The organism is Leadbetterella sp. DM7 (genome assembly GCF_040829825.2).
Classification (GTDB): Bacteria; Bacteroidota; Bacteroidia; order Cytophagales; family Spirosomataceae; genus Leadbetterella.
On record NZ_JBFOLH020000005.1, the window covers coordinates 129,574 to 149,084 of the forward strand.

A 19,511-nucleotide genomic window follows, 5' to 3' on the forward strand; every position below is an offset into this window, starting at 1 on the left:
CTCTGCCGGGTTAATTTCAGGGTGTTCTAACAGGCTTGTATTAAGTGTATTATAAAATTATTTTAAAAAACAGTGAACTTTATTCCGGAATATAACATTCTGTTAACAAAAAATATATGCTCCGTTTTGTCTAAAGAAGAAAAAGAGTAGCCTATATTTGTATTGAAAATGGAAAATATCAATCTCCCCATATCGCCATTCCGACGACTTAGGTCCGCAAGGACCCAAGCTTGAGACACTTTACTGACCAGCAAGGCGTCTCGATCTCTCTTTCTGTTTATTATTTCATAACAACCAACGGATACACCGTCTCCTTTAGGGCAAAGCCCTCACAAATGACGATGAACATTTTAGAAAAGAAGACTTACGGGGACTTTGTGGTTCAGGTAGCCACAGAAGCACATCATTCTTATGCAGAGCAGATCTGCGATGAAATGGAATCCAGCGCCAAGGCGCGGGGTACGGGCATTGCCAAGCGGAAGCCCGAGTATATCCGGCTGAAGATGTCGGAAGGGAAAGCCGTGATTTGTCTTACCACGACCGGATTATGGGTGGGATTCTGCTACATAGAGACCTGGGATCACGGGAAGTTCGTGGCCAACTCGGGCCTGATCGTAGCACCCGATTACCGGAAGTCAGGGATAGCCACCTACATTAAGGCCATGGCCTTTAGGCTGTCGCGTACAAAGTACCCGGAAGCCAAGATCATTGGCCTGACCACCAGCCTGGCGGTGATGAAGATCAATTCAGAGCTGGGATACCTGCCGGTTCCTTTTTCGGAGCTTCCGAAAGACGATGATTTCTGGAAGGGGTGCTCCAGCTGTGTTAATTTTGATATCCTGAACCGGACCAACCGGGCGCACTGCCTGTGTACCGGTATGAAATACGAGCCGCCCAAGGAGGAAAAGAAAGCGGAGTTCTGGGATTTTATTTCTCAATCTTCTATTTATGAGAGCTTTATGCGGATGAAGCAGCGGGTATTGCTGGGCCGGGAGGAGAAAACTAAAAAAAAAGCTCCAGCTCCGGTGAAGAGGGAGCTGCAAGAGGCGTAGAAAATATCAGGGGTATAATTGAGTAAGGGCGGTAGAAATACCGCTCTTTTTTTATAATTTAGGCCTGTTAAAAAGCATAGTATGAATGTTCGGAAAGTGGGGGCAAGGAAAAACATTGCCCTGGTGGCACATGACCATAAAAAAGAGGATATCATTCAGTGGGCGCTTGAAAACCGGCATATCCTGAAAGATCATTCTCTCCTGGCTACCGGCACCACCGGCAAGCTGCTGGAAGAGCACCTGGGCTTACCGGTACAAAAATACCTCAGCGGCCCCCTGGGCGGTGACCAGCAGATCGGCTCACTGATTGCCGAAGGGAAGATCGATATCCTGATTTTCTTCTGGGACCCCATGGAGAGCCAGCCCCATGACCCTGATGTAAAGGCGCTGCTGCGCTTAGGTGTGGTGTGGAATATCCCGATGGCCTGCGATACGGCCACTGCCAACCTGATTTTTTCTTCGCCGCTGATTCATGAAGAGTATACGGTGCGGCTGACCGATTATGAGGCGTATAAAAACAGGGTGTTGAGGTAGGTATATGCGTATACCAAAAAAGCCCCGTCTGGCAGACGAGGCTCTTACTATCTTGCCCGAAACGCTTATTTCCTGGCGTAACGCTTGTTGAATTTCTCCACACGTCCGGTAGTATCCAGCAATACGTTTTTACCGGTATAGAACGGATGCGATTTGGAGCTAACTTCCACTTTGCATACGGGATACTCTTTTCCGTCTTCCCATACAATGGTTTCTTTGGTTTCCACGCATGAACGGGAAAGGAATTTATCGTCTGAGGTCAGATCCCAGAAAACCACTTCTCTATAATTCGGATGAATGTCTTTTTTCATTTCTGATTTGTATAATACTTTAGCCTAAAAATCCTTTTCGGGTTGCAAAGGTAGAAAATAATTGACAATTAACAATTGACAATTGATAATTATTCTTGTGTTTGAATTAAATTTTATCCAATTCATGCAACAATTCTGCGATATTTTCAGAAGAATTGGCAATGAAGTTGGAAATACGGATCTGGGAGTCTTTGCCTGCGCCGTAGCCCGATCCGATGACCAGGTTTTTCTCCTGCAGCTGCCGGATGATCTGAGCAGAAGGGATTTCGGTATTAAAGACGGCTACGGTTTTGGAGCGCAGCTCGGGGTCTTTCACTGCAGCAGAGAAGCCCGGCCGGTTTTCAAAGAAGCTATAGAGCTTCTTAGCGTTAAGCGCATTGGTCTTGCGGATATTCTCTATGCCCGTGCGGTTCATGTCTTCAGCGATTTTCCCGAGCAAAAATATACCGAGCACATTGGGCGTGGAGGGGTTCTGGAACTGGCGGGCGTTTTTCCAGAGGGTGGGCAGGTCGTGGTGCGCACCGATGCCCACGCCTTTTTCTTTCAGCTCAAGCGCCCTGGCCAGGCATTTTTCATTGGCAATCCACACGCCCAGCCCGGCCGGCATACCGAAGTTCTTCTGAACGGAAAAAAACACCGAGTCCAGCAGCTTGAAGTCCAGCACCGGGATAGGGGCTGAAGAGACCACGTCTACCGAGAAAAGCCGGCCAGCATGGCTTCTTTTGAGCTTGTGGATATCGGCCTCACGCATCTGTACACCGGTAGAAGTTTCGTTCTGGGTAATGCAGACCAGCTCGGCGTATTCGGGCACCTGGATCTCGTTGTAGGTAAACCCTTCGCCCAATGGCTTTGTGAAGGCTACGGCCTGCTTTTGCAGGGCCTGGGCGTATTGATAGTATTTCTCCGAAAACGAGCCGTTTACCAGGTGGAACGATTCAAACTCGACCAGGCTCTGCAGGCTTTTTTCCCAGATTTCGGAAGCGGAGCCCGTAAACATAATGGCATTTTCTTCGGGTATGTTCAGGAGGATCCGCAGCTGCTCATCGGCAAAGCGGTATATGTTTTTGAATTCCCCGCTCCGGTGGGAGATTGAACCCAGCTGCTTATCGGTAAATTCACGCAGGTATTCTTCAAACCGGGGGTAGAGTTCTGCCGGTCCCGCCGTAAAATATTTTTTTTGTCTTTCCATCGGGTTCAATTGATCATCAGGCAGCAAAATTAGGCGAATACGGCCGAATTCGGAAAACAACGAAGCAGTTTGTATACTTTTTGAGCGGGTTCGTCGTATTTTTGCATAAAAAGAAAGGCGCAGAATGCTTATCAATGTTTTTAAGTCGAAGATCCACCGGGTAAAGGTCACGCAGGCAGAGCTGAATTATGTAGGCAGTGTTACGATAGATGAAGACCTGCTGGATGCTGCGGGAATCCGGGAAAACGAGAAAGTACAGATTGTCAATAACAATAACGGTGAGCGGCTCGAAACGTACGCCATAAAGGGGCGCAGAGGCTCGGGTATCATTTGCCTGAACGGTGCGGCTGCCCGCAAAGCCCAGCCCGGTGATATCGTGATCATTATTTCGTATGCCTGGATGACCCCCGAAGAAGCGGCCAGCCACACGCCGGTGGTGGTTTTCCCCGATGAAAATAACCGGGTGGTTTCATGAACCGGAAACTGGGGAAGATCGTTTCCTACCTGATCCCGCTGGTGCTGGGACTGGGGCTCCTGCGCTGGGTTTTTAACGAGGTAAATTTGCAGGAAACCTTCCGCGATTTTAAGCATGCCAACTACTGGCTGGTAGGAGCAGCCGGTATTCTGGCCCTGCTTTCCCACATTCTCCGGGCCGCCCGCTGGACCCTCATGCTGAAGCCCATGGGCTACAAACCCTCTGTATATCATGCTACGCTGGCCGTTTTAACAGGCTACCTGACCAACCTGGTTTTTCCGCGGGCAGGCGAGGTGGCACGGGCGGTCAGCCTGCAGAAAAGCGAAAACGTGCCCTTTGACAAGGCTTTCGGAGCCGTTATTGCCGAGCGGGTAACCGACGTGCTGGTGCTGCTGGTGCTGGTGGTGGTGAACCTGGTGCTGGAGTATGACCGGATCCTTCATCTTTTTCATGAGCTGGTACCTGATTTTCAGGGCGGGTGGATCATTGCGGTGGCGGTTTTGGTCTTTTGTTTTTTTGTTTTTTTGTTTTTTTGTTTCAGAGACCGGATCTTCGGACTCCCGTTTATCAGCCGGTTCCGTTCGTTTTTTGAAGGACTGAAAGAAGGGCTTGTGAGTGTGCTGAACCTGGAGAAGCCGTGGATGTTTGTGCTGCAGTCGTTTGTGATCTGGGTGCTGTATTATGTTTCCTCCATGCTGCTGTGTTATTCCCTGGAGATCGGTACCTCGCTATCGCCGGTAGCGGTGCTGACCATCCTGGTGATGGGCACCATCGGTATGGCCATGCCTACCATGGGGGGCATAGGCAGCTACCACCTGCTGGTAGGCAAGATCGTGATCCTGTACGGGCTGACCAACCAGGACGGCATTTCGCTGGCCACTTTTCTCCATACCCTGAACGGGATCGTGTTTGTGATACTTTTCGGGGTAGTGGCGCTGGTGCTGAGTACTTTCAGCCGGGGGCAGGCAGAGCCTGTGTAATCCCGGTTTTCCTGTATAGCAACAGCGCGCTGTCAGCCCGGTTCCGATATTTAATCGTAGCAGGTAGAAAATAATTGTAATAAATATAGTTACAATTAAAATTCAACCGTATCTTTGTACCGGCATGAACAATACACGATTTGCAACCCTTATTCATATCCTGACGCTCCTGGCCAGAAATCCGGGTCAATGGCTGAATTCAGACTGGATTGCAGGAAGTATCCGTATCAACCCGGTGATCGTTCGTAAAGAATTGAGTGTTTTGCAGGAGCAGGGCTGGGTAATCAGCAGAAAAGGTAAAGAAGGGGGTTCGGCATTACATGTGGCGGCGGGAGAGATTTCGCTGGCCGGTATTTACCGGGCTGTGAAAAACTCCCATGTGCTGGGCAGGAAAAATAACGGCTGTAACCCGGGCTGCCCGGTAGGAAAAGATATTAATCAGAAGCTCGATATCTTATTTACCGAAACAGACGATATGGTAGTGAACGCCCTGCAGTACAAAACCCTTGAAAATTTTATAGAACAGTTTGATTGATTTTTTTTGATTTTTAATGTAACAAATTTTATTACAAAATATAGATAAATATGAAAACCGGAATTACAGGAGCTACCGGCCAGTTGGGCCGTCTGGTAGTAGAGAAGCTGAAACAACGTTCAGGTGCTGGCCAGCTGGTGGCGCTGGTCCGTTCACCGGAGAAGGCGGCAGACCTGGGCATTGAGGTAAGGGCATTTGATTATACCAACCCTGCATTGCTGGCAGAAGGCTTGCAGGGGATCGATCATCTCTTGTTGATTTCAGGGAGTGAGATAGGGCAACGCCGATTGCAGCATCAGAACGTCATTGAAGCTGCCCGGGATGCCGGTGTAAAGTGGATCGTTTATACCAGTCTTTTGCACGCAGATACTTCTTCGCTGAGCCTGGCAGAAGAACATGTTGAAACCGAGAAGTTGCTGAAGGCGTCGGGAATTCCCTACACTATTTTAAGAAATGGATGGTATACCGAGAATTATACCGGCTCAGTGCCGGGCGCTGTACAGGCGGGTGCTTTAGCCGGCAGCGCCGGTGAAGGCAGGATCTCATCTGCCACACGTGAAGACTTTGCCGAAGCGGCAGCCGTTGTATTATCGGGCGGAGACCACGCAGGAAAGATATACGAATTAGCCGGCGACAATGCCTATACGTTAAAAGACCTGGCTGCCGAAATTTCAAAGCAAACGGGAAGAGATATTCCCTATACCCATTTATCTGAAGCAGAATATGCCGGGGCATTGAGCTCATTTGGCGTTCCTGAAGGACTTGCACAGGCCCTGGCCGGCTTTGACACCGGGGCATCGGGAGGAGATTTATTTGATGACGGTAAAATGCTTTCACAATTAATCGGGAGGCCTACTACTCCCTTGTCTGAAGCAGTCAGGCAGGCGCTGAGCTGAAAAGAGCTGGTCAGCCCGGGATTAAGCCACCGGATCAGTACAGTCCTGGAAAGATCCGGTGGCTCATGCTAAAATAGCATGACATATTTAGAAATATGCGTATATTTGAACGTTTCCTGCTATCAAACAGGCTAACCAGACCTATAAACTCATTATAAATATGATCATCTACGGCGTCAAAGCCACGCCAATTGCAACAGAAAACATCAGTGACTCATGTTCCAACTGTGAAACCCCGGACAGTATTCAAATGATATTGTTTAACAGGTATGCGCACGTTTTCTGGATACCCTTTTTCCCGATCGGTAAAACGGGGACAACCCAATGCCTGCATTGCAAGCAAGTTCTTCAAAAGAAAGAATTTACCGGTAACCTGAGGGGTAAATATGAAGCCTTAAAGTCAGGTAGTAAGACACCTTTCTGGACTTTTTCCGGACTTGCTTTACTTTCTGTTCTGATCATCTGGGGAATGGTGAGCAGCAAGCAAAAGGATAAAAAAAATGCAGAGCTGATTCTGGATCCACAGCAAGGCGACATATATGAAATCAAAAAAGACTACGCGCAATATACGTTGTACAAAGTAGACCATGTGGATGGTGACACTGCTTTTGTTTTACTTAACGAATATGAAACCAATAAGGTTAGCGGGCTTACCGGTTTAAAGCAGAAAGGGGATGAAGCATTTATCCGGGAACCCTTACCTATGCTGAAAGCTGATCTGAAAAGTATGCTGGAAAAAGGAGAAATTTTGGACATTGGCAGAGAATAACGGCAGGCCACATACGTCAGGGACCAGCCAGGCCTGCCGGGTTTATAAACCGGGCCACGCCACAGGCCGGGATCAATAGCACAGAGCCCGGGTATCGGGCCTGAATCAGACAAAGCCGGAATCAGGTGCTTCGTATCTTGGGGAAACCGGGCTGCTTTAATCTTGCATGAAAGGTTCTGAGCCGGTATAGGGTTATTATGGGTTGCTGATTTGTTTAATTACATCTGAAATCAGGCCGGGTATCGTGCTCATGTTACTGATTAGCTCTGCCGGGTTCAAAACCAGCTCGGTTAACAGCCGGGGAACGGTGCCTAAAAGTTCAAGAGCTATGGCCATGACCGGTAAGATCAGGTATGCCCAGACAGGGTATTTGAACCGGGTGGTTAAGCCGGTAAATATGGCTTTAAATGCGGTGATCATCCTGTCTTTGTAGTGCCAGAGAATCAGCATGTCGAGGACCAGGTAATAGCTCATCCGCCAGTAAAATCCCGGCATTTTTATGTATGTGATATCGATAACGAGGATATTCGCGAGAATCGGGAGAGAAAGCAATACACCCAGGATGAGTGTGCGGTTATAAAGTAACAGAAGCCCTGCAATAATTTGTGAGACACCCACAAAGGAATTAAAGGGCTCATGGTCAAATAAATACCAGGAAAGCCTGAACAGGTTCAGGTCTTTGACCGGTGTGGCCAGCTCCTGTGCAGAGATCCCGAACTGGCCCCCGGTAAGCTTACTCCAACCATAACCTAGTAGTGTCCAGGCGATTAAAATCCTGGCACAAAGAATGAAATAATCCCACAGCTTTTGTTTCTTTTCTGACATGACCGGGCAATACGTTTGTCAAATATATACGCATTTTGCGTATTGGCAAATGAATTGGTTTTGGATTTAGAAATAAATGCTTAAGGAGTTTGATGCGGGAGTCGGGGGCAACGGAGAGTGGTTCCCCGGAACCGGATCCACCATAGGATGGAAGAACACCCTGGCGGCTATAGTATACCCTGTCAAAAAAGTATTGATAGGGCCGTTGTCGTTTTTAGCGGAAGATCCGGATCCGGTGCCCCCAATCCTGCTTCTTGCGTTTGCTTTCTACTGGACAGCCATTGCATGGGTTCTTCATTATTTCCTCAGTAAGGTAACCCTACGTAAAAGAGCCTGAGTTTTGGCCGGATCAGAGCATCTTTCATTGTACGTTAATGCAAAACATTGAAGCAGGCTGACAAGAAGTTATTAAGATCATACATGAGCGGAGAGCGAATCTCAAAAAGCATAAAGGATATGAGAGTTATTTTCTTGCAATGATCTTTATGTCCAATTCAATGTCATCGGAAATAATTTCACCTGCCAGGCTATAGAAAAATTTTCCTGAGTTGTATCGTACGTTCCATTTTGTCCGGTCGATGGTCAGTTTTCCATCTGCGTAAATAATTCCGCCCTTTACTTCCAGCCTGGCAGGAAACGTAACGGCATGTGTGATGCCTTTGATGGTCAGGTTTCCGGTGACGTTTATCATTTTATCTGCAGCAGGTTCAACTGCAGTAATGGTGTAAGCGGCATATGGAAACTTTGCGACATCAAAAAAATCAGGCGATTTTAAGTGACGAACAAGCTCATTATCACTTCCATGAGCTATATCTGCAATGGTATTCATATCGGCTTCGACTGCACCTCCCACAAGCCGGTTCTCATCCATCATCAATTCTCCTTTTGACAGGTAAACGTAACCGGTATGTGACCCCCTGGAAGCTAACAACATGGATCCTTTATAGGTTATAACACTTTCCTTCTTGTCGATAGCATATTTTTGGTACGTCACCTTATCCGGGGATTCGGAGTTTGTCACAATAGAAGTTTCATTTTCCTTTGCTTTGGATCCGCGGCAGGCGGAGAAGACAGAGGCCATGATCAAGATGGAATAAAGTAACGATAGCTTATTGCTCATCGTAAAGGAACGGGAGTTCTTGAAAAGTTTCATAAGAATAAAAATTATTTTAATTTCGTTTACCCAAACGTACGCCACCGTGTCAGTACGCATTGTAAATGAACTGTAAAAAGAACTGTAAATGCATGTAAAATCTGCTTTAAGAGATTATTTCAACAGCCGGTTGGTGGCAGGTTCGGGTATCGCCGTAACGATGGTGGTATTTTTCTTTGTTGCCTCGTCTTTCTCAGAACACGGTGACCGCGATTTACGGGCGAAGCAAACAAACATCATTATCCGTGAAATTGGTCACCGTTTGTTGCAGCAGGCAGGTGATCGGACTTCACGTGTATTGCCGGTGACCGAGATTAAAGAAGGTACATTTCGACTTACGTTTGAAAATAGCCTGGTTTTTGACCATGACTCGCTCATAGCACTGTCACAGAGCCTGCTCTCCACAGTACAGTTCCCCTCCGGGTACGCGGTTACGGTACATGATTGCACAGATGGAGAAATCGTTTATGGTTTCCAGATGAATGGTTTTACCCCGGATATCCTGGCTTGCCAGGGCAGAATGCAACCGGAAGGTTGTTACATTATCGAATTTGCTTTCCCGGTTTTTTACGAGAAGACCCCCAGATATCCTTTGATCGGTTTGGTAGGGAGCAGCCTGTTGATGTTATCGACCATTGCATTGCTGATCGGACGTTTTGGGAAAAATAAAGTGTCTGTAGCTCATCAGGAACATGCTGTAATAAAGGAGCCTCTTCCGGAACCGGTAGCTCTCGGGAAGTTTTTGTTTGATACGGAGAATCAGCGTTTGTTCCTGGGAACTGAAGTGATCAGTCTCACAGATAAAGAATGCAGCATTCTCGGATTGCTTAACCTTAATTTTGGTAAACTGACGCCACGGGAAACGCTGATGCAGATCTGGCTTAACGAAGGGATTATCATCGGTCGCAGCCTGGATATGTTCATATCGAGGCTACGAAAGAAATTAAGCAGTGACCCTGAGCTGAGCATAACCAATATTCATGGGAAGGGATATAAACTGGAAAGGCAGGCTTTATACAGTTAACTCAAAATTATATTTTTCAAATTCATTTCCGTTGATGATTACAGCCACCTAGTGAAGCCCGGAGTGAAGCTTCCGGGTGGTTACCACACGAAAAGAGTGCTTCCGGGTAATGGGTGTTTCTGAGTTTCCGGCGTATTCTTTTTCGCTGATTTTATGCACTTTCCTGGCTAAGGTTCCGTTCGCTTTTTGATAGTAAATTCCGTATTCCAGTCGTATTTTGGCTTTTTAAGGTAGCTCCCTCATTTATAGAGATAAGATTTTTTTGAGGGTTTTGTGAGAACTTTCAAAGAATCTTTATATTTGTATCAAACCAAAAAATATTGGATGAGATAAAACTGTAGAAAGACATATAAAATATTAGCGTTTCGCTTTAAGATTTTCCTGTTGCGGAAATACGACCAACTATAAAAGCAATACAGGAAAGTGAAAAGTGGAAACGCCTACGGAAACGTGGGCGTTCCTTTTTGCTTTGTATTGCTGCCTTTGGTCGGGCTTCCGCAACAAGCAAGGGGAATTAGCCCACGTTTTTTTATTGCCCTTACCCTAATGAAGATATGTCAATCAGCGATATAGAATATACTGTAAATCAATTTTAAAAACTTAGTTATATGGCAATTAACTTACAAAAGGGACAAAGAGAAAGTATCAATACCCCAAAATTTACTGTTGGATTGGGCTGGGATACTAACGATGGAACCGGACACGCTTTTGATTTAGATGCGTCTATTTTCATCTTAGGCGAAAACAAAAAATTGTTATCTGACAAGCATTTTGTGTTTTACAACAATTTAAACTCTCCCAATGACGCCGTCATCCATACGGGAGATAATATCGATGGAGAAGGTGAGGGAGATGATGAGCAACTACTTGTTGATTTATCAAAAATAGACAGTAGCGCGAGTGAGATATGTATCGTAGTAACAATTCATGAGGCCGAACAAAGAAAGCAAAACTTTGGGCAGGTTCGCAATTCATTTATCAGAATAGCTGACTCCGTTACGGATGAGGATTTGTTGAAATATGAGTTAGATGAAGATTTTTCTATTGAAACAGCTGTAGAGTTTGGCAGAATTTATAAGCGTAATGGCGCATGGAAATTTGAAGCTGTCGGGTCAGGCATGAAGGGAGGACTTCAAGACTTTTTAAACAAATACAATTAATTAAAACTATGGCAATAAACTTACAAAAAGGTCAAAGAATTAACCTTAAAAAAGACAATGGAGCTACACTTCAAAATGTTTGTGTAGGTGTAAACTGGGGTGCAATTGAGAAAAGAGGGTGGTTTGGTGGAATATCCAAAGAAGCGGTTGATTTGGATGCAAGTTGTGCATTGTATGACAAATCAAAAAATTTACTTGATGTGGTGTATTTTGGCAATCTACACTCTAAAGATGGTTCAATACTCCATAGTGGAGATGATTTAACAGGCGATATGGATGGTGATGACGGGCTGGACAATGAAATCATTACATTGGATTTTTCAAAATTACATTCCTCTGTTGAGTCAGTTGCTTTTGTTTTAAACAGTTTTAGAGGTCACGATTTCGGCACTATCCCTTTTGCGTCTATTCGGATTTATGAGGGAACACCAACCCGAGTAAATGAAGTATTTGCTACTTATAACATAGCAAAAGGAGAAGGTTTTGCCGGACACGTTTCAATGGTAATGGGAGTATTTTATAAAAGGAATGAAGAGTGGAAATTTAATGCCATTGGTGAACCAACAAAAGACCGGAAATTAGAAGAGACAATCAAAACAGTACAAGCAAAATTTTTGTAAAGAATCTGTTATTTAATCTCCAAAAACACTCACAAAATTTCCCTGCAAACCTTGAACCCTTATTGAAATAATGATGAGAAGATTACCCGTATATCTATTATTAGACACTTCCGGTTCTATGACTGGAGAACCCATTGAAGCCGTAAAAAACGGCGTGCAAATGATGATGCACTCGTTACGGCAAAACCCACAAGCCATTGAAACAGCTTATGTGAGTATTATAACCTTCGATTCAACTGCCAAACAAATTGTTCCTTTGACGGATTTGGCTTCTTTTCAGACACCTGACATCAAAGCATCGGGAGTAACAGCTTTGGGAGCAGCCTTGAGCTTGTTAGCGGATAAGTTAGATACTGAAGTTACCAAAACCACAATGGCGCAAAAAGGTGATTGGAAACCAATGACCTTTATTATGACAGATGGAGTCCCTACTGACGATTGGCAATCAGGCTTGAACAAACTAAAGACTATAAACAAAGGCCTGGTTGTGGGTTGTGCCGCAGGAAGTGGTGCAGACGATTCGGTTTTAAAACAAATAACAGAGTCTGTTGTAAGATTGGACAATGCTGATTCGGAGAGTATTTCTAAGTTTTTCCAATGGGTTACAGCTTCCATTTCTACATCTTCTACTAAGGTTGAGGATTCAGGAATTGACCTGACTAAAATGGATCAGCTTCCTCCACCTCCTTCTGAATTAGTAATTGTATCCTAAAATGAATAGAAGATTATTAGCTTATTTCCTTTTGGACACTTCGGGTTCTATGCGTGGTGAGCCTATTCAAGCTTTGAACAATGGCTTTAATGGGCTTGTGAATATGCTTCGTACTGACCCACAGGCAATGGACTCGCTGCATATTAGCGTGATAACTTTTGATAGAGACGTGCAGAACATTGTGCCTTTGACTGATTTAGTGAGTTTTCAATCAGTTGAAATACAGTGCCCAGACAGCGGCCCAACACATACGGGACAAGCATTGGAGATGGTTTTAAATTTGGTCAATCAGGAATTGATAAAAGGTTCAACCGAACGAAAAGGCGACTGGAAACCTTTGCTGTTCATTTTCACGGATGGCAAACCTTCTGATTTGCAAAAATACAGACAATTTATTCCAAAAGTGAAAGCATTGGATTTTGGAATTATTGTGGGTTGCGCTGCAGGGCCTAAAGCAGAAGTGAGTTTTCTGCAAGAACTCACAGATAATGTGGTAAAACTTGATACGACAGATGCTAATACGTTAACTACTTTCTTTAAATGGGTTAGTTCGTCTATAGAAATGGGAAGCAAGTCGCAAGGGACAGGTGAAGTTATGACATTGCCACCACCACCCGATGAATTAAATATAATAGTATGATAAATATTTTGAAAGAGTTTGTCCAAATGTTTATATGGAGTTTTATCATACTCTATCTGTTGACGTCTGGGTATAGCTTGATTAGGCGTAACAGATCAAAATGGTATTCAATAAAATGGCTTGTTGTGCTTGCAATAGTTTGTGCAATTATAATCATTTCTAAATCCTTTCTGAATTTATGAGAAGGCTTCCTATTTACTTCCTGATTGACGTTTCAGAATCTATGGTTGGCGAACCGATTGAACAGGTTCAGGATGGTATTGCTACAATTATTAAAGAACTGAAAACCGATCCTTACGCTTTGGAAACCGTGTGGGTATCCATTATCGGTTTTGCCGGGAAAAGCAAAGTGATTACACCTTTGCAGGATGTAATTACGTTTTATCCGCCTAAAATTCCGATTGGTAGTGGCACCTCGCTTTCGAGCGGACTGAGCGAGCTGATGAATGCTCTTGACCGGGAAGTTACCAAAACTACTTTTGAGAAAAAAGGAGATTGGAAACCAATTGTGTTTTTGTTTACGGATGGCATTCCGACCGACGAAACCACGCAAGCCATTGATAAATGGAATGCCAACTATAAAACCAAAACAAATTTGGTAGCTATTTCCATTGGAGAGAATACCAATTATAACCTCTTAGGAAAACTTACAGATAATGTGTTGCAATTCAACAATACCGACACCAATGCATACAAAGATTTTTTTAAATGGGTAACAGCTTCTATCAAAGCTACGAGCGAGAATATCAACAATACGAATTTGGACGGCTTCAATTTAAGTAAAGCCAATTCGGAGGTAGTGGAGAAAATAGATTTAACCAAAAAACATGCGGTTCCCGATGAAAATTTTGTAGTACTAAATGGGAAATGTTCTAAAACTGACAAACTCTATTTGGTGAAATTCAAATCGACATTGAAAGATTCCGGAATTGAGGGTTTTCAGACAAGGATTTTTAAAGCACAGGGGGCTTTTAAGATTGATGAAAAGGCGTATAAAGAGTACTCCAATGAAAGAGATTATTCGCTAAAAATTTCTTCTGATGAGCTGTACGGCAATCCAAGTTGTCCTTGTTGCGGGAATCAGTTTGCATTAGCACATTGTGTTTGTGGAGGAATACATTGCATTTCGGGTGATGGGGCAGCAACCTGTCCTTGGTGTGGAAACGCGGGCTATTACGGACGCGGAGACGACGGTATCGACATAAACAGAACTCTTGGATAAAACCACCTTATGGAAGCACTTTTAAAACAAATATTAGTCGAAAAAAACATTGAGCCTAATAAGGTTGTCAATAATACCATAACAAAGCTAAGAGATAATGCTAAGATAGCCGAATTGGCAAAAGGAATTTCGGACTTTAAAAACCAAATTATTGAAATCTTTGATATGTATAGAGAAAAAGAGGAATTTAAAGAGAAGCATTTGGCTATCATCAATGCCACTGCGAAAAAGGAATATGAATTTGCGATTGATTTACAGGAATTTCCCAACATCGTTATCGAAAAAATTCTCAACCTTGAAACAATAGGTTTACAATTTGATTCAGAAAGAAACCGTATTTACGGTACGCCTACGGTCGCCAATACAATTGATTTACATATTGTTTTTTATAACAAGACTGACATCAATCGAAGTGAAGATATCAAAACCGTTCCGTTTATCGTCAATGCCGACCCAAAAGATTTATGGCTAAATAAAGCAAGTGACCAAAATGCCAAATACTCCAAGCCTGATGAAGATGTTTATAAGGGAACATTTTTGGATAAAAAGATTGTGATTGCTTCGCAAAGAGGTCGCTCACACGCACACGAGGGCAATTTTAGAGATGATGATTTCAAAGTAAACCAATTATTAGATGGTTGGGCTGTAGTAGCGGTTGCTGACGGAGCAGGTTCCGCAAAATATGCAAGACACGGTTCAAAATTGGCAACGGAATATATTTCGGAACGATTTAACAATGAAACTATTTTAGCCGAATTGAACCAATCGGTTACAGCATACTTTGCAGAAAAAGAAATTACTTCCGAAACCGAAACAACTGAAAAAGAACAATCAGAAACCGCACCAGCCCAAGATGATAAACTCAAGCATAAATCAGCAATCATCAATGTTTTGTATAAAAAAGTGCTTCATATTCATAACGAATTAAAAACCTTTTCCGAACAGCATGAAATCGCTTTTAAAGACCTCAATACCACTTTGATTTTTGCTTTGTGCAAGAAGTTTGATTTTGGTTATGTGGTCTTGACTTTCGGAGTGGGAGACTGCCCGATAAATGTTATCGAAAAGGATTGTCAGACAGTAAGTTTATTGAATAAGTTAGATGTTGGTGAATTTGGAGGTGGCACACGCTTTATTACCATGCCCGAGATATTTACCCCAGAAATAGTTAATCGGTTCTCTGTCAATAAGTTTGAGAATTTTTCCAAACTATTCCTAATGACAGATGGTATCTATGATCCCAAATTCGTTACCGAAAACAAATTGGAAGATGTAGAAACCTGGCAAAATTTTCTGAAGGACCTTGACGGAGAAAATGAGGATAATGCGAAAGTGGATTTTGTACAAGATGAAAACATTGACAAACAGCTTTTGAAATGGTTAGACTTCTGGAGCAAAGGCAACCACGATGACAGAACATTGGCTATAATTTATTAGAACGATGACAAAAACGATAAAAGTTACGTCTGTCATCGACTCTTCAAAAACATACGAGTACGTAGATGATGGCAATCCTAAGCAAGGTGGAGTAAAGGATGTTTATTTTGCTCCAAACCGAAAATATGTTGTGGCTTTTTTTCGGGAGAAGCTGGATTTCAACCAAAAGGACAGGATAAAACGTATTGTTACATTATATCTCGAAAATATAAGAAAAGGCAATGCCCCTGATTATTTTTTAGAGGATATTTTCAGATGGCCTTACGATGCAGTAGAAAAAGACGGAAAAACAGGCGTAGTGGTACCTGTCTATAATTCCAGGTTTTTCTTTTCAAAGGGTTATGGAGCAAATGATACTATAAAAGGAGGTGAAAAGGTAGGTAAATGGTTTACTTCTCCATCTTTCCGGAATAAGGAATATCCTTTGTCATTAGATAAATCCGAGTTGGGCAATTGGTTGAGCTATTTTCAGATAGCTATTAATATATGCAGAGGTGTCAAGAAAATGCACCAAATGGGGTTGGCACATTCTGATTTATCGTACAATAACGTTTTAGTTGACCCTGTCAGTAAGTCTGCCAATATTATAGATTTAGACGGATTGGTTGTTCCGGGCTTGTTTCCACCCGAAGTAATCGGAACAGCTGATTTTATTGCACCTGAAGTGCTTCAAACAAAGCAGCTGCCCATCTCTGACCCCAAACGCATTTTACCTAATCAGAAAACCGATTTGCATGCTTTGGCTGTATTGATTTATATGTATTTGCTGCGCAGACACCCCTTACGCGGAGGTAAAATATGGGACTTGGATTCGGAGAAAGACGAGTTGATGGCTATGGGAGAAAAAGCCCTGTTTACAGAACATCCCACAGATAAGACTAATCGTGTGAAAACAGACCAGCTTCGGAAATGGGACAGTTTTTGGGGCAACCCGGACAAATTGCCCTATACCGTTACCGGGCCGTATTTATCGGACTTATTCAAAAGAGCTTTTGTTGACGCATTGCATAATCCAATAGCAAGGCCCATCGCTAACGAATGGGAAACGGCTTTACTTAAAACGGTAGACTTAATTCAGCCTTGCAGTAACCCGAATTGCAATGAAAAGTGGTATGTGTTTGATAACACATCCAAGCCAAAATGTCCTTTTTGTGGAACACCACATAAAGGTTCACTGCCAATGGCTGATTTATATTTCAAATTCAAAGATGACATTTGGAAACCCGAAAACCATCGCCTGATGGTGTATCATAATCAATACTTATTCAAGTGGCATGTGTCACGGAAAATTATCAGAAATGAAAGTTTGACTGAGCCGGACAAAAAGCCTGTCGGCTATTTCACTTTTTATCAAAACAAATGGGTCTTGGTTAATCAAAATCTACTGGGAATGAAAGACCTGACTGAACAAAAAGATATACCTGTTAATTCGATGGTTGAATTGACTAACGGTAAGAAAATATTACTCTCAAACGAAGAAGGGGGGAGAATTCTATATATCACAATTACAAATCAATAATCAATAAAAAATGGAACAGAGTATTTTACAATTACACCCCGGATTGGTCTGGGGGTTTGGCATAACTGTAGTTATTATGCTATTATTAGACCTTGGTGTCTTCAACAAAAAAAGCCATATAGTTACAAATAAAGAAGCTACTATTTGGACAGTTGTATGGATCTCTTTGGCAATGGCATTTTCGGGCGTGGTGTATTATGTTTTCAATCAAGATACGGGAGGGCATGATTTAGCCATCGAAAAAATTACACAATTTCAAACCGCCTATTGGATAGAAAAAGCATTGTCAGTCGATAATCTTTTTGTTTTTATTTTGGTGTTTTCTTTCTTCAAAGCACCAAAAGAATTGCACCATAAAGTATTGTTTTGGGGGATTATAGGGGCATTGGTGTTTAGAGCCATATTCATTTTCGCAGGCGTTGGATTGATTAATGTCACATATCTTCCCGAAATGAATATTTTCAGTAAAGCCGTTAAAATTAACATTGTTCTTACTCTTTTCGGATTATTCTTGGTTTATGCAGGAATTAAATCATGGGGAGCTGATGACGACGATGACGAGCAAGATTTCAGCAATTCAACAGGTGCAAAATTGATACGCAAATTGTACAAAGTGAGTGATAATTTTGATGGGGATAGATTCTTTACCATCCAAAATGGAATAAAAATGGCAACTCCATTGCTAACCGTAATTGCCGTAATTGAATTTACAGATCTGCTGTTTGCTGTGGATAGTATTCCTGCAATATTTGCAGTTTCAAAAGACCCTTTTATTCTTTACACTTCTAACATTTTTGCTATTCTTGGGCTCCGTTCTTTGTATTTTTTGTTGTCTAACTTTATCCATATGTTTAGCAAATTGCCTTACGGCTTGTCAATCATTTTATCCTTTATTGGAGTGAAAATGATTATCTCTCCATGGTTCCATATCTCATCGCCGGTTTCATTGGGAATTGTGGGAGGTGTATTGGTGATTTCTGTTATTGTATCGATTATGTCTCCGGAAAAAGAAGAAGATGCAGTAGAATAAGGGTGAGTTTTTTATTACCTTAAATCATGAAAAGTGAAACAGAAAAGCTTAAGGAAAGATATTCAAAGCTGACGAATAGAGATCTTTTGGGAATCCTGAATAGTTGGCCCGACTATACAGAAGCAGCCGTTTCTTTGGCAAAAGATGAGCTTGAATTTCGTGCTCTCACAAATGAAGAAATAATTATATTTAATGGACTGAAAGAAAGAATTGTCAAAAATACCTCGCCTTTACCTAAGTATCCCGGACTGGAAACATTTGAAAAGCTTAAGCATTACGTTTTTCCTTTTCCTGGTTATAAAGGGCTTAACCCCTTAAAACAGGAACAAGCTAAGTACTATTCAAGGTCGGGATTGAAAATTTATGCCTTAATTTTATCAGTACTCTTTGTACGTATCAAAAATTTAGAAGAATGGATGATCTATTTGGGAGGCGTACTATTTATTTTGACTTTTGTCGTGATTCAATTTGGTGAAGATATCACAATAGAATAATATGCAGCCCCCCCTCACTCGATTCCTGCAAGCCCAGGAGAGCACCTATGAAACCGCCCTTTCCGAGATTCGGTCAGGCCGGAAGGTCAGCCATTGGATGTGGTATATTTTCCCACAGATTAAGGGGCTCGGCTTTAGTAAAACCTCCAGATATTACGCTATTCAGGGTGTAGAGGAAGCAAAAGCTTATCTAAATGATCCGGTATTAGGATTTCGGCTCAGAGAAATAACCGAAGAATTATTGAAATTGGAGGAAAATGATGCTTACAAGGTTTTTGGAAGCCCTGATGATCTAAAACTGAAATCAAGTATGACCTTGTTTGCAATGGCAGATAATACAGATAGAAATAACTTTAAGAAAGTCTTAGGTAAGTTTTTTAACGGAGAGATAGATCAAAGAACCGTTGAACAGCTAAAACAGTAAATTGAAGGATTATCTTTTCAAAATATTATGTTTGGCTCGTCACCATCGTCACCCTTATGGAAAGAGTATGAAATGGGTAATGTTTTATAGTACTTAGGTTAAATCAGGAAAGACACATAATTTTGTATTATAATTTTAGAAGTTATGGCTATTGCAATCAAAACCGTCCCTGTTTTAGAGGATTCTATTGCTGATGAGTTTAACAGTAATGCTAAGGCTGCTATGGCTAAAAAATCATCTATTAAGTTCTCAAAACAAATTGCTGTTTCTGCTAAAATATTAGCTAAAGCTAAAATATAATTTTTCACCTGCTACATTTCCCATTTTATCCATATACCCCCGGTCCTAGGTTGTAGTTCAACCCCTATGATTCCGAGATATGGCCTTATCCCCCTATGGTTTAAATGAGAGTAAGAAAGTATCGGCTTAACCTTAGATACTTTTTAGGATTAGTTGCTTAACTAATTTCTAAATATCTCAATTTTAAACTATAGCATTAAGTCTGTCTCT

The 19,511-nt window shown here is 42.5% G+C and carries 25 protein-coding genes; 20 read left to right on the top strand and 5 right to left on the bottom strand.

Annotation, left to right across the window (positions count from 1 at the left end; translation table 11 throughout):
* Positions 1 to 335 precede the first annotated feature (335 nt).
* On the top strand, positions 336 to 1,052 hold the full coding sequence (locus AB2U10_RS07890) for a GNAT family N-acetyltransferase (RefSeq protein WP_367915197.1): 717 nt from the start codon (positions 336 to 338) through the stop codon (positions 1,050 to 1,052).
* An 81-nt stretch (positions 1,053 to 1,133) separates the two neighbouring features.
* Positions 1,134 to 1,586 (top strand): methylglyoxal synthase, encoded by a 453-nt coding sequence (locus tag AB2U10_RS07895; RefSeq protein WP_367915198.1) that lies wholly within the window; start codon positions 1,134 to 1,136, stop codon positions 1,584 to 1,586.
* 65 nt (positions 1,587 to 1,651) lie between these two features.
* Here AB2U10_RS07895 and AB2U10_RS07900 read toward each other — a convergent pair whose 3' ends face one another.
* The gene (locus AB2U10_RS07900; RefSeq protein ID WP_367915199.1) at positions 1,652 to 1,897 is read right to left on the bottom strand and encodes a type B 50S ribosomal protein L31; all 246 of its coding nucleotides are present in this window, start codon (positions 1,895 to 1,897) and stop codon (positions 1,652 to 1,654) included.
* 106 nt (positions 1,898 to 2,003) lie between these two features.
* Positions 2,004 to 3,086 (bottom strand): aminotransferase class V-fold PLP-dependent enzyme, encoded by a 1,083-nt coding sequence (locus tag AB2U10_RS07905; RefSeq protein ID WP_367915200.1) that lies wholly within the window; start codon positions 3,084 to 3,086, stop codon positions 2,004 to 2,006.
* A gap of 124 nt (positions 3,087 to 3,210) precedes the next feature.
* On the opposite strand from AB2U10_RS07905, the gene panD reads away from it, so the two are divergent.
* The 5 genes from panD to AB2U10_RS07930 all read left to right on the top strand — a co-directional run bounded on the left by panD (position 3,211) and on the right by AB2U10_RS07930 (position 6,741).
* The gene (gene panD / locus AB2U10_RS07910; protein ID WP_367915201.1) at positions 3,211 to 3,561 is read left to right on the top strand and encodes an aspartate 1-decarboxylase; all 351 of its coding nucleotides are present in this window, start codon (positions 3,211 to 3,213) and stop codon (positions 3,559 to 3,561) included.
* Positions 3,558 to 4,541 carry a lysylphosphatidylglycerol synthase transmembrane domain-containing protein gene (locus AB2U10_RS07915; RefSeq protein ID WP_367915202.1) on the top strand — a complete coding sequence of 328 codons (984 nt, stop codon included), beginning with the start codon at positions 3,558 to 3,560 and terminating at the stop codon, positions 4,539 to 4,541. Before panD ends, AB2U10_RS07915 begins: the two co-directional genes overlap by 4 nt.
* A gap of 124 nt (positions 4,542 to 4,665) precedes the next feature.
* On the top strand, positions 4,666 to 5,076 hold the full coding sequence (locus AB2U10_RS07920; protein ID WP_367915203.1) for an Rrf2 family transcriptional regulator: 411 nt from the start codon (positions 4,666 to 4,668) through the stop codon (positions 5,074 to 5,076).
* A 50-nt stretch (positions 5,077 to 5,126) separates the two neighbouring features.
* On the top strand, positions 5,127 to 5,972 hold the full coding sequence (locus AB2U10_RS07925) for an SDR family oxidoreductase (RefSeq protein WP_367915204.1): 846 nt from the start codon (positions 5,127 to 5,129) through the stop codon (positions 5,970 to 5,972).
* 160 nt (positions 5,973 to 6,132) lie between these two features.
* Entirely contained in the window at positions 6,133 to 6,741 is a 609-nt protein-coding gene (locus AB2U10_RS07930) for a hypothetical protein (protein ID WP_367915205.1), read from the top strand.
* Positions 6,742 to 6,936: 195 nt separating this feature from the next.
* Here AB2U10_RS07930 and AB2U10_RS07935 read toward each other — a convergent pair whose 3' ends face one another.
* Positions 6,937 to 7,566 carry a hypothetical protein gene (locus AB2U10_RS07935; RefSeq protein WP_367915206.1) on the bottom strand — a complete coding sequence of 210 codons (630 nt, stop codon included), beginning with the start codon at positions 7,564 to 7,566 and terminating at the stop codon, positions 6,937 to 6,939.
* A 76-nt stretch (positions 7,567 to 7,642) separates the two neighbouring features.
* On the opposite strand from AB2U10_RS07935, the gene AB2U10_RS07940 reads away from it, so the two are divergent.
* Entirely contained in the window at positions 7,643 to 7,903 is a 261-nt protein-coding gene (locus AB2U10_RS07940; protein ID WP_367915207.1) for a hypothetical protein, read from the top strand.
* A gap of 126 nt (positions 7,904 to 8,029) precedes the next feature.
* On the opposite strand, the gene AB2U10_RS07945 is transcribed toward AB2U10_RS07940, so the two are convergent.
* Positions 8,030 to 8,719, bottom strand: coding sequence for a YceI family protein (locus AB2U10_RS07945; RefSeq protein ID WP_367915208.1), 690 nt, complete (start codon positions 8,717 to 8,719; stop codon positions 8,030 to 8,032).
* 88 nt (positions 8,720 to 8,807) lie between these two features.
* On the opposite strand from AB2U10_RS07945, the gene AB2U10_RS07950 reads away from it, so the two are divergent.
* Positions 8,808 to 9,743 (top strand): winged helix-turn-helix domain-containing protein, encoded by a 936-nt coding sequence (locus AB2U10_RS07950; protein WP_367915209.1) that lies wholly within the window; start codon positions 8,808 to 8,810, stop codon positions 9,741 to 9,743.
* 48 nt (positions 9,744 to 9,791) lie between these two features.
* On the opposite strand, the gene AB2U10_RS07955 is transcribed toward AB2U10_RS07950, so the two are convergent.
* A complete protein-coding gene (locus AB2U10_RS07955; RefSeq protein ID WP_493820399.1) occupies positions 9,792 to 9,959 on the bottom strand; it encodes a YhaZ family DNA alkylation repair protein in 168 nt (55 codons plus the stop codon).
* 392 nt (positions 9,960 to 10,351) lie between these two features.
* Between AB2U10_RS07955 and AB2U10_RS07960 the strand changes: the two genes are divergently transcribed.
* The 11 genes from AB2U10_RS07960 to AB2U10_RS08010 all read left to right on the top strand — a co-directional run bounded on the left by AB2U10_RS07960 (position 10,352) and on the right by AB2U10_RS08010 (position 19,301).
* Positions 10,352 to 10,903, top strand: coding sequence for a TerD family protein (locus AB2U10_RS07960; RefSeq protein ID WP_367915210.1), 552 nt, complete (start codon positions 10,352 to 10,354; stop codon positions 10,901 to 10,903).
* An 8-nt stretch (positions 10,904 to 10,911) separates the two neighbouring features.
* Positions 10,912 to 11,523: a TerD family protein gene (locus AB2U10_RS07965; protein ID WP_367915211.1), complete on the top strand. Its 612-nt coding sequence runs from the start codon at positions 10,912 to 10,914 to the stop codon at positions 11,521 to 11,523.
* Between the two features lie 70 nt (positions 11,524 to 11,593).
* Positions 11,594 to 12,235, top strand: coding sequence for a vWA domain-containing protein (locus AB2U10_RS07970; RefSeq protein ID WP_367915212.1), 642 nt, complete (start codon positions 11,594 to 11,596; stop codon positions 12,233 to 12,235).
* A gap of 1 nt (position 12,236) precedes the next feature.
* The gene (locus tag AB2U10_RS07975) at positions 12,237 to 12,875 is read left to right on the top strand and encodes a vWA domain-containing protein (RefSeq protein ID WP_367915213.1); all 639 of its coding nucleotides are present in this window, start codon (positions 12,237 to 12,239) and stop codon (positions 12,873 to 12,875) included.
* Positions 12,876 to 13,053: 178 nt separating this feature from the next.
* Positions 13,054 to 14,097 carry a TerY-C metal binding domain-containing protein gene (locus tag AB2U10_RS07980; RefSeq protein WP_367915214.1) on the top strand — a complete coding sequence of 348 codons (1,044 nt, stop codon included), beginning with the start codon at positions 13,054 to 13,056 and terminating at the stop codon, positions 14,095 to 14,097.
* Positions 14,098 to 14,106: 9 nt separating this feature from the next.
* Positions 14,107 to 15,534 carry a PP2C family serine/threonine-protein phosphatase gene (locus AB2U10_RS07985; RefSeq protein WP_367915215.1) on the top strand — a complete coding sequence of 476 codons (1,428 nt, stop codon included), beginning with the start codon at positions 14,107 to 14,109 and terminating at the stop codon, positions 15,532 to 15,534.
* 4 nt (positions 15,535 to 15,538) lie between these two features.
* On the top strand, positions 15,539 to 17,053 hold the full coding sequence (locus tag AB2U10_RS07990) for a helix-hairpin-helix domain-containing protein (RefSeq protein WP_367915216.1): 1,515 nt from the start codon (positions 15,539 to 15,541) through the stop codon (positions 17,051 to 17,053).
* 10 nt (positions 17,054 to 17,063) lie between these two features.
* A complete protein-coding gene (locus tag AB2U10_RS07995; RefSeq protein ID WP_367915217.1) occupies positions 17,064 to 18,083 on the top strand; it encodes a TerC/Alx family metal homeostasis membrane protein in 1,020 nt (339 codons plus the stop codon).
* A gap of 26 nt (positions 18,084 to 18,109) precedes the next feature.
* On the top strand, positions 18,110 to 18,577 hold the full coding sequence (locus tag AB2U10_RS08000; protein WP_367915218.1) for a hypothetical protein: 468 nt from the start codon (positions 18,110 to 18,112) through the stop codon (positions 18,575 to 18,577).
* Position 18,578: 1 nt separating this feature from the next.
* Positions 18,579 to 19,001 carry a DUF1810 domain-containing protein gene (locus AB2U10_RS08005; RefSeq protein ID WP_367915219.1) on the top strand — a complete coding sequence of 141 codons (423 nt, stop codon included), beginning with the start codon at positions 18,579 to 18,581 and terminating at the stop codon, positions 18,999 to 19,001.
* A 144-nt stretch (positions 19,002 to 19,145) separates the two neighbouring features.
* The gene (locus AB2U10_RS08010; protein WP_367915220.1) at positions 19,146 to 19,301 is read left to right on the top strand and encodes a hypothetical protein; all 156 of its coding nucleotides are present in this window, start codon (positions 19,146 to 19,148) and stop codon (positions 19,299 to 19,301) included.
* The last annotated feature ends 210 nt before the right edge of the window (positions 19,302 to 19,511 follow it).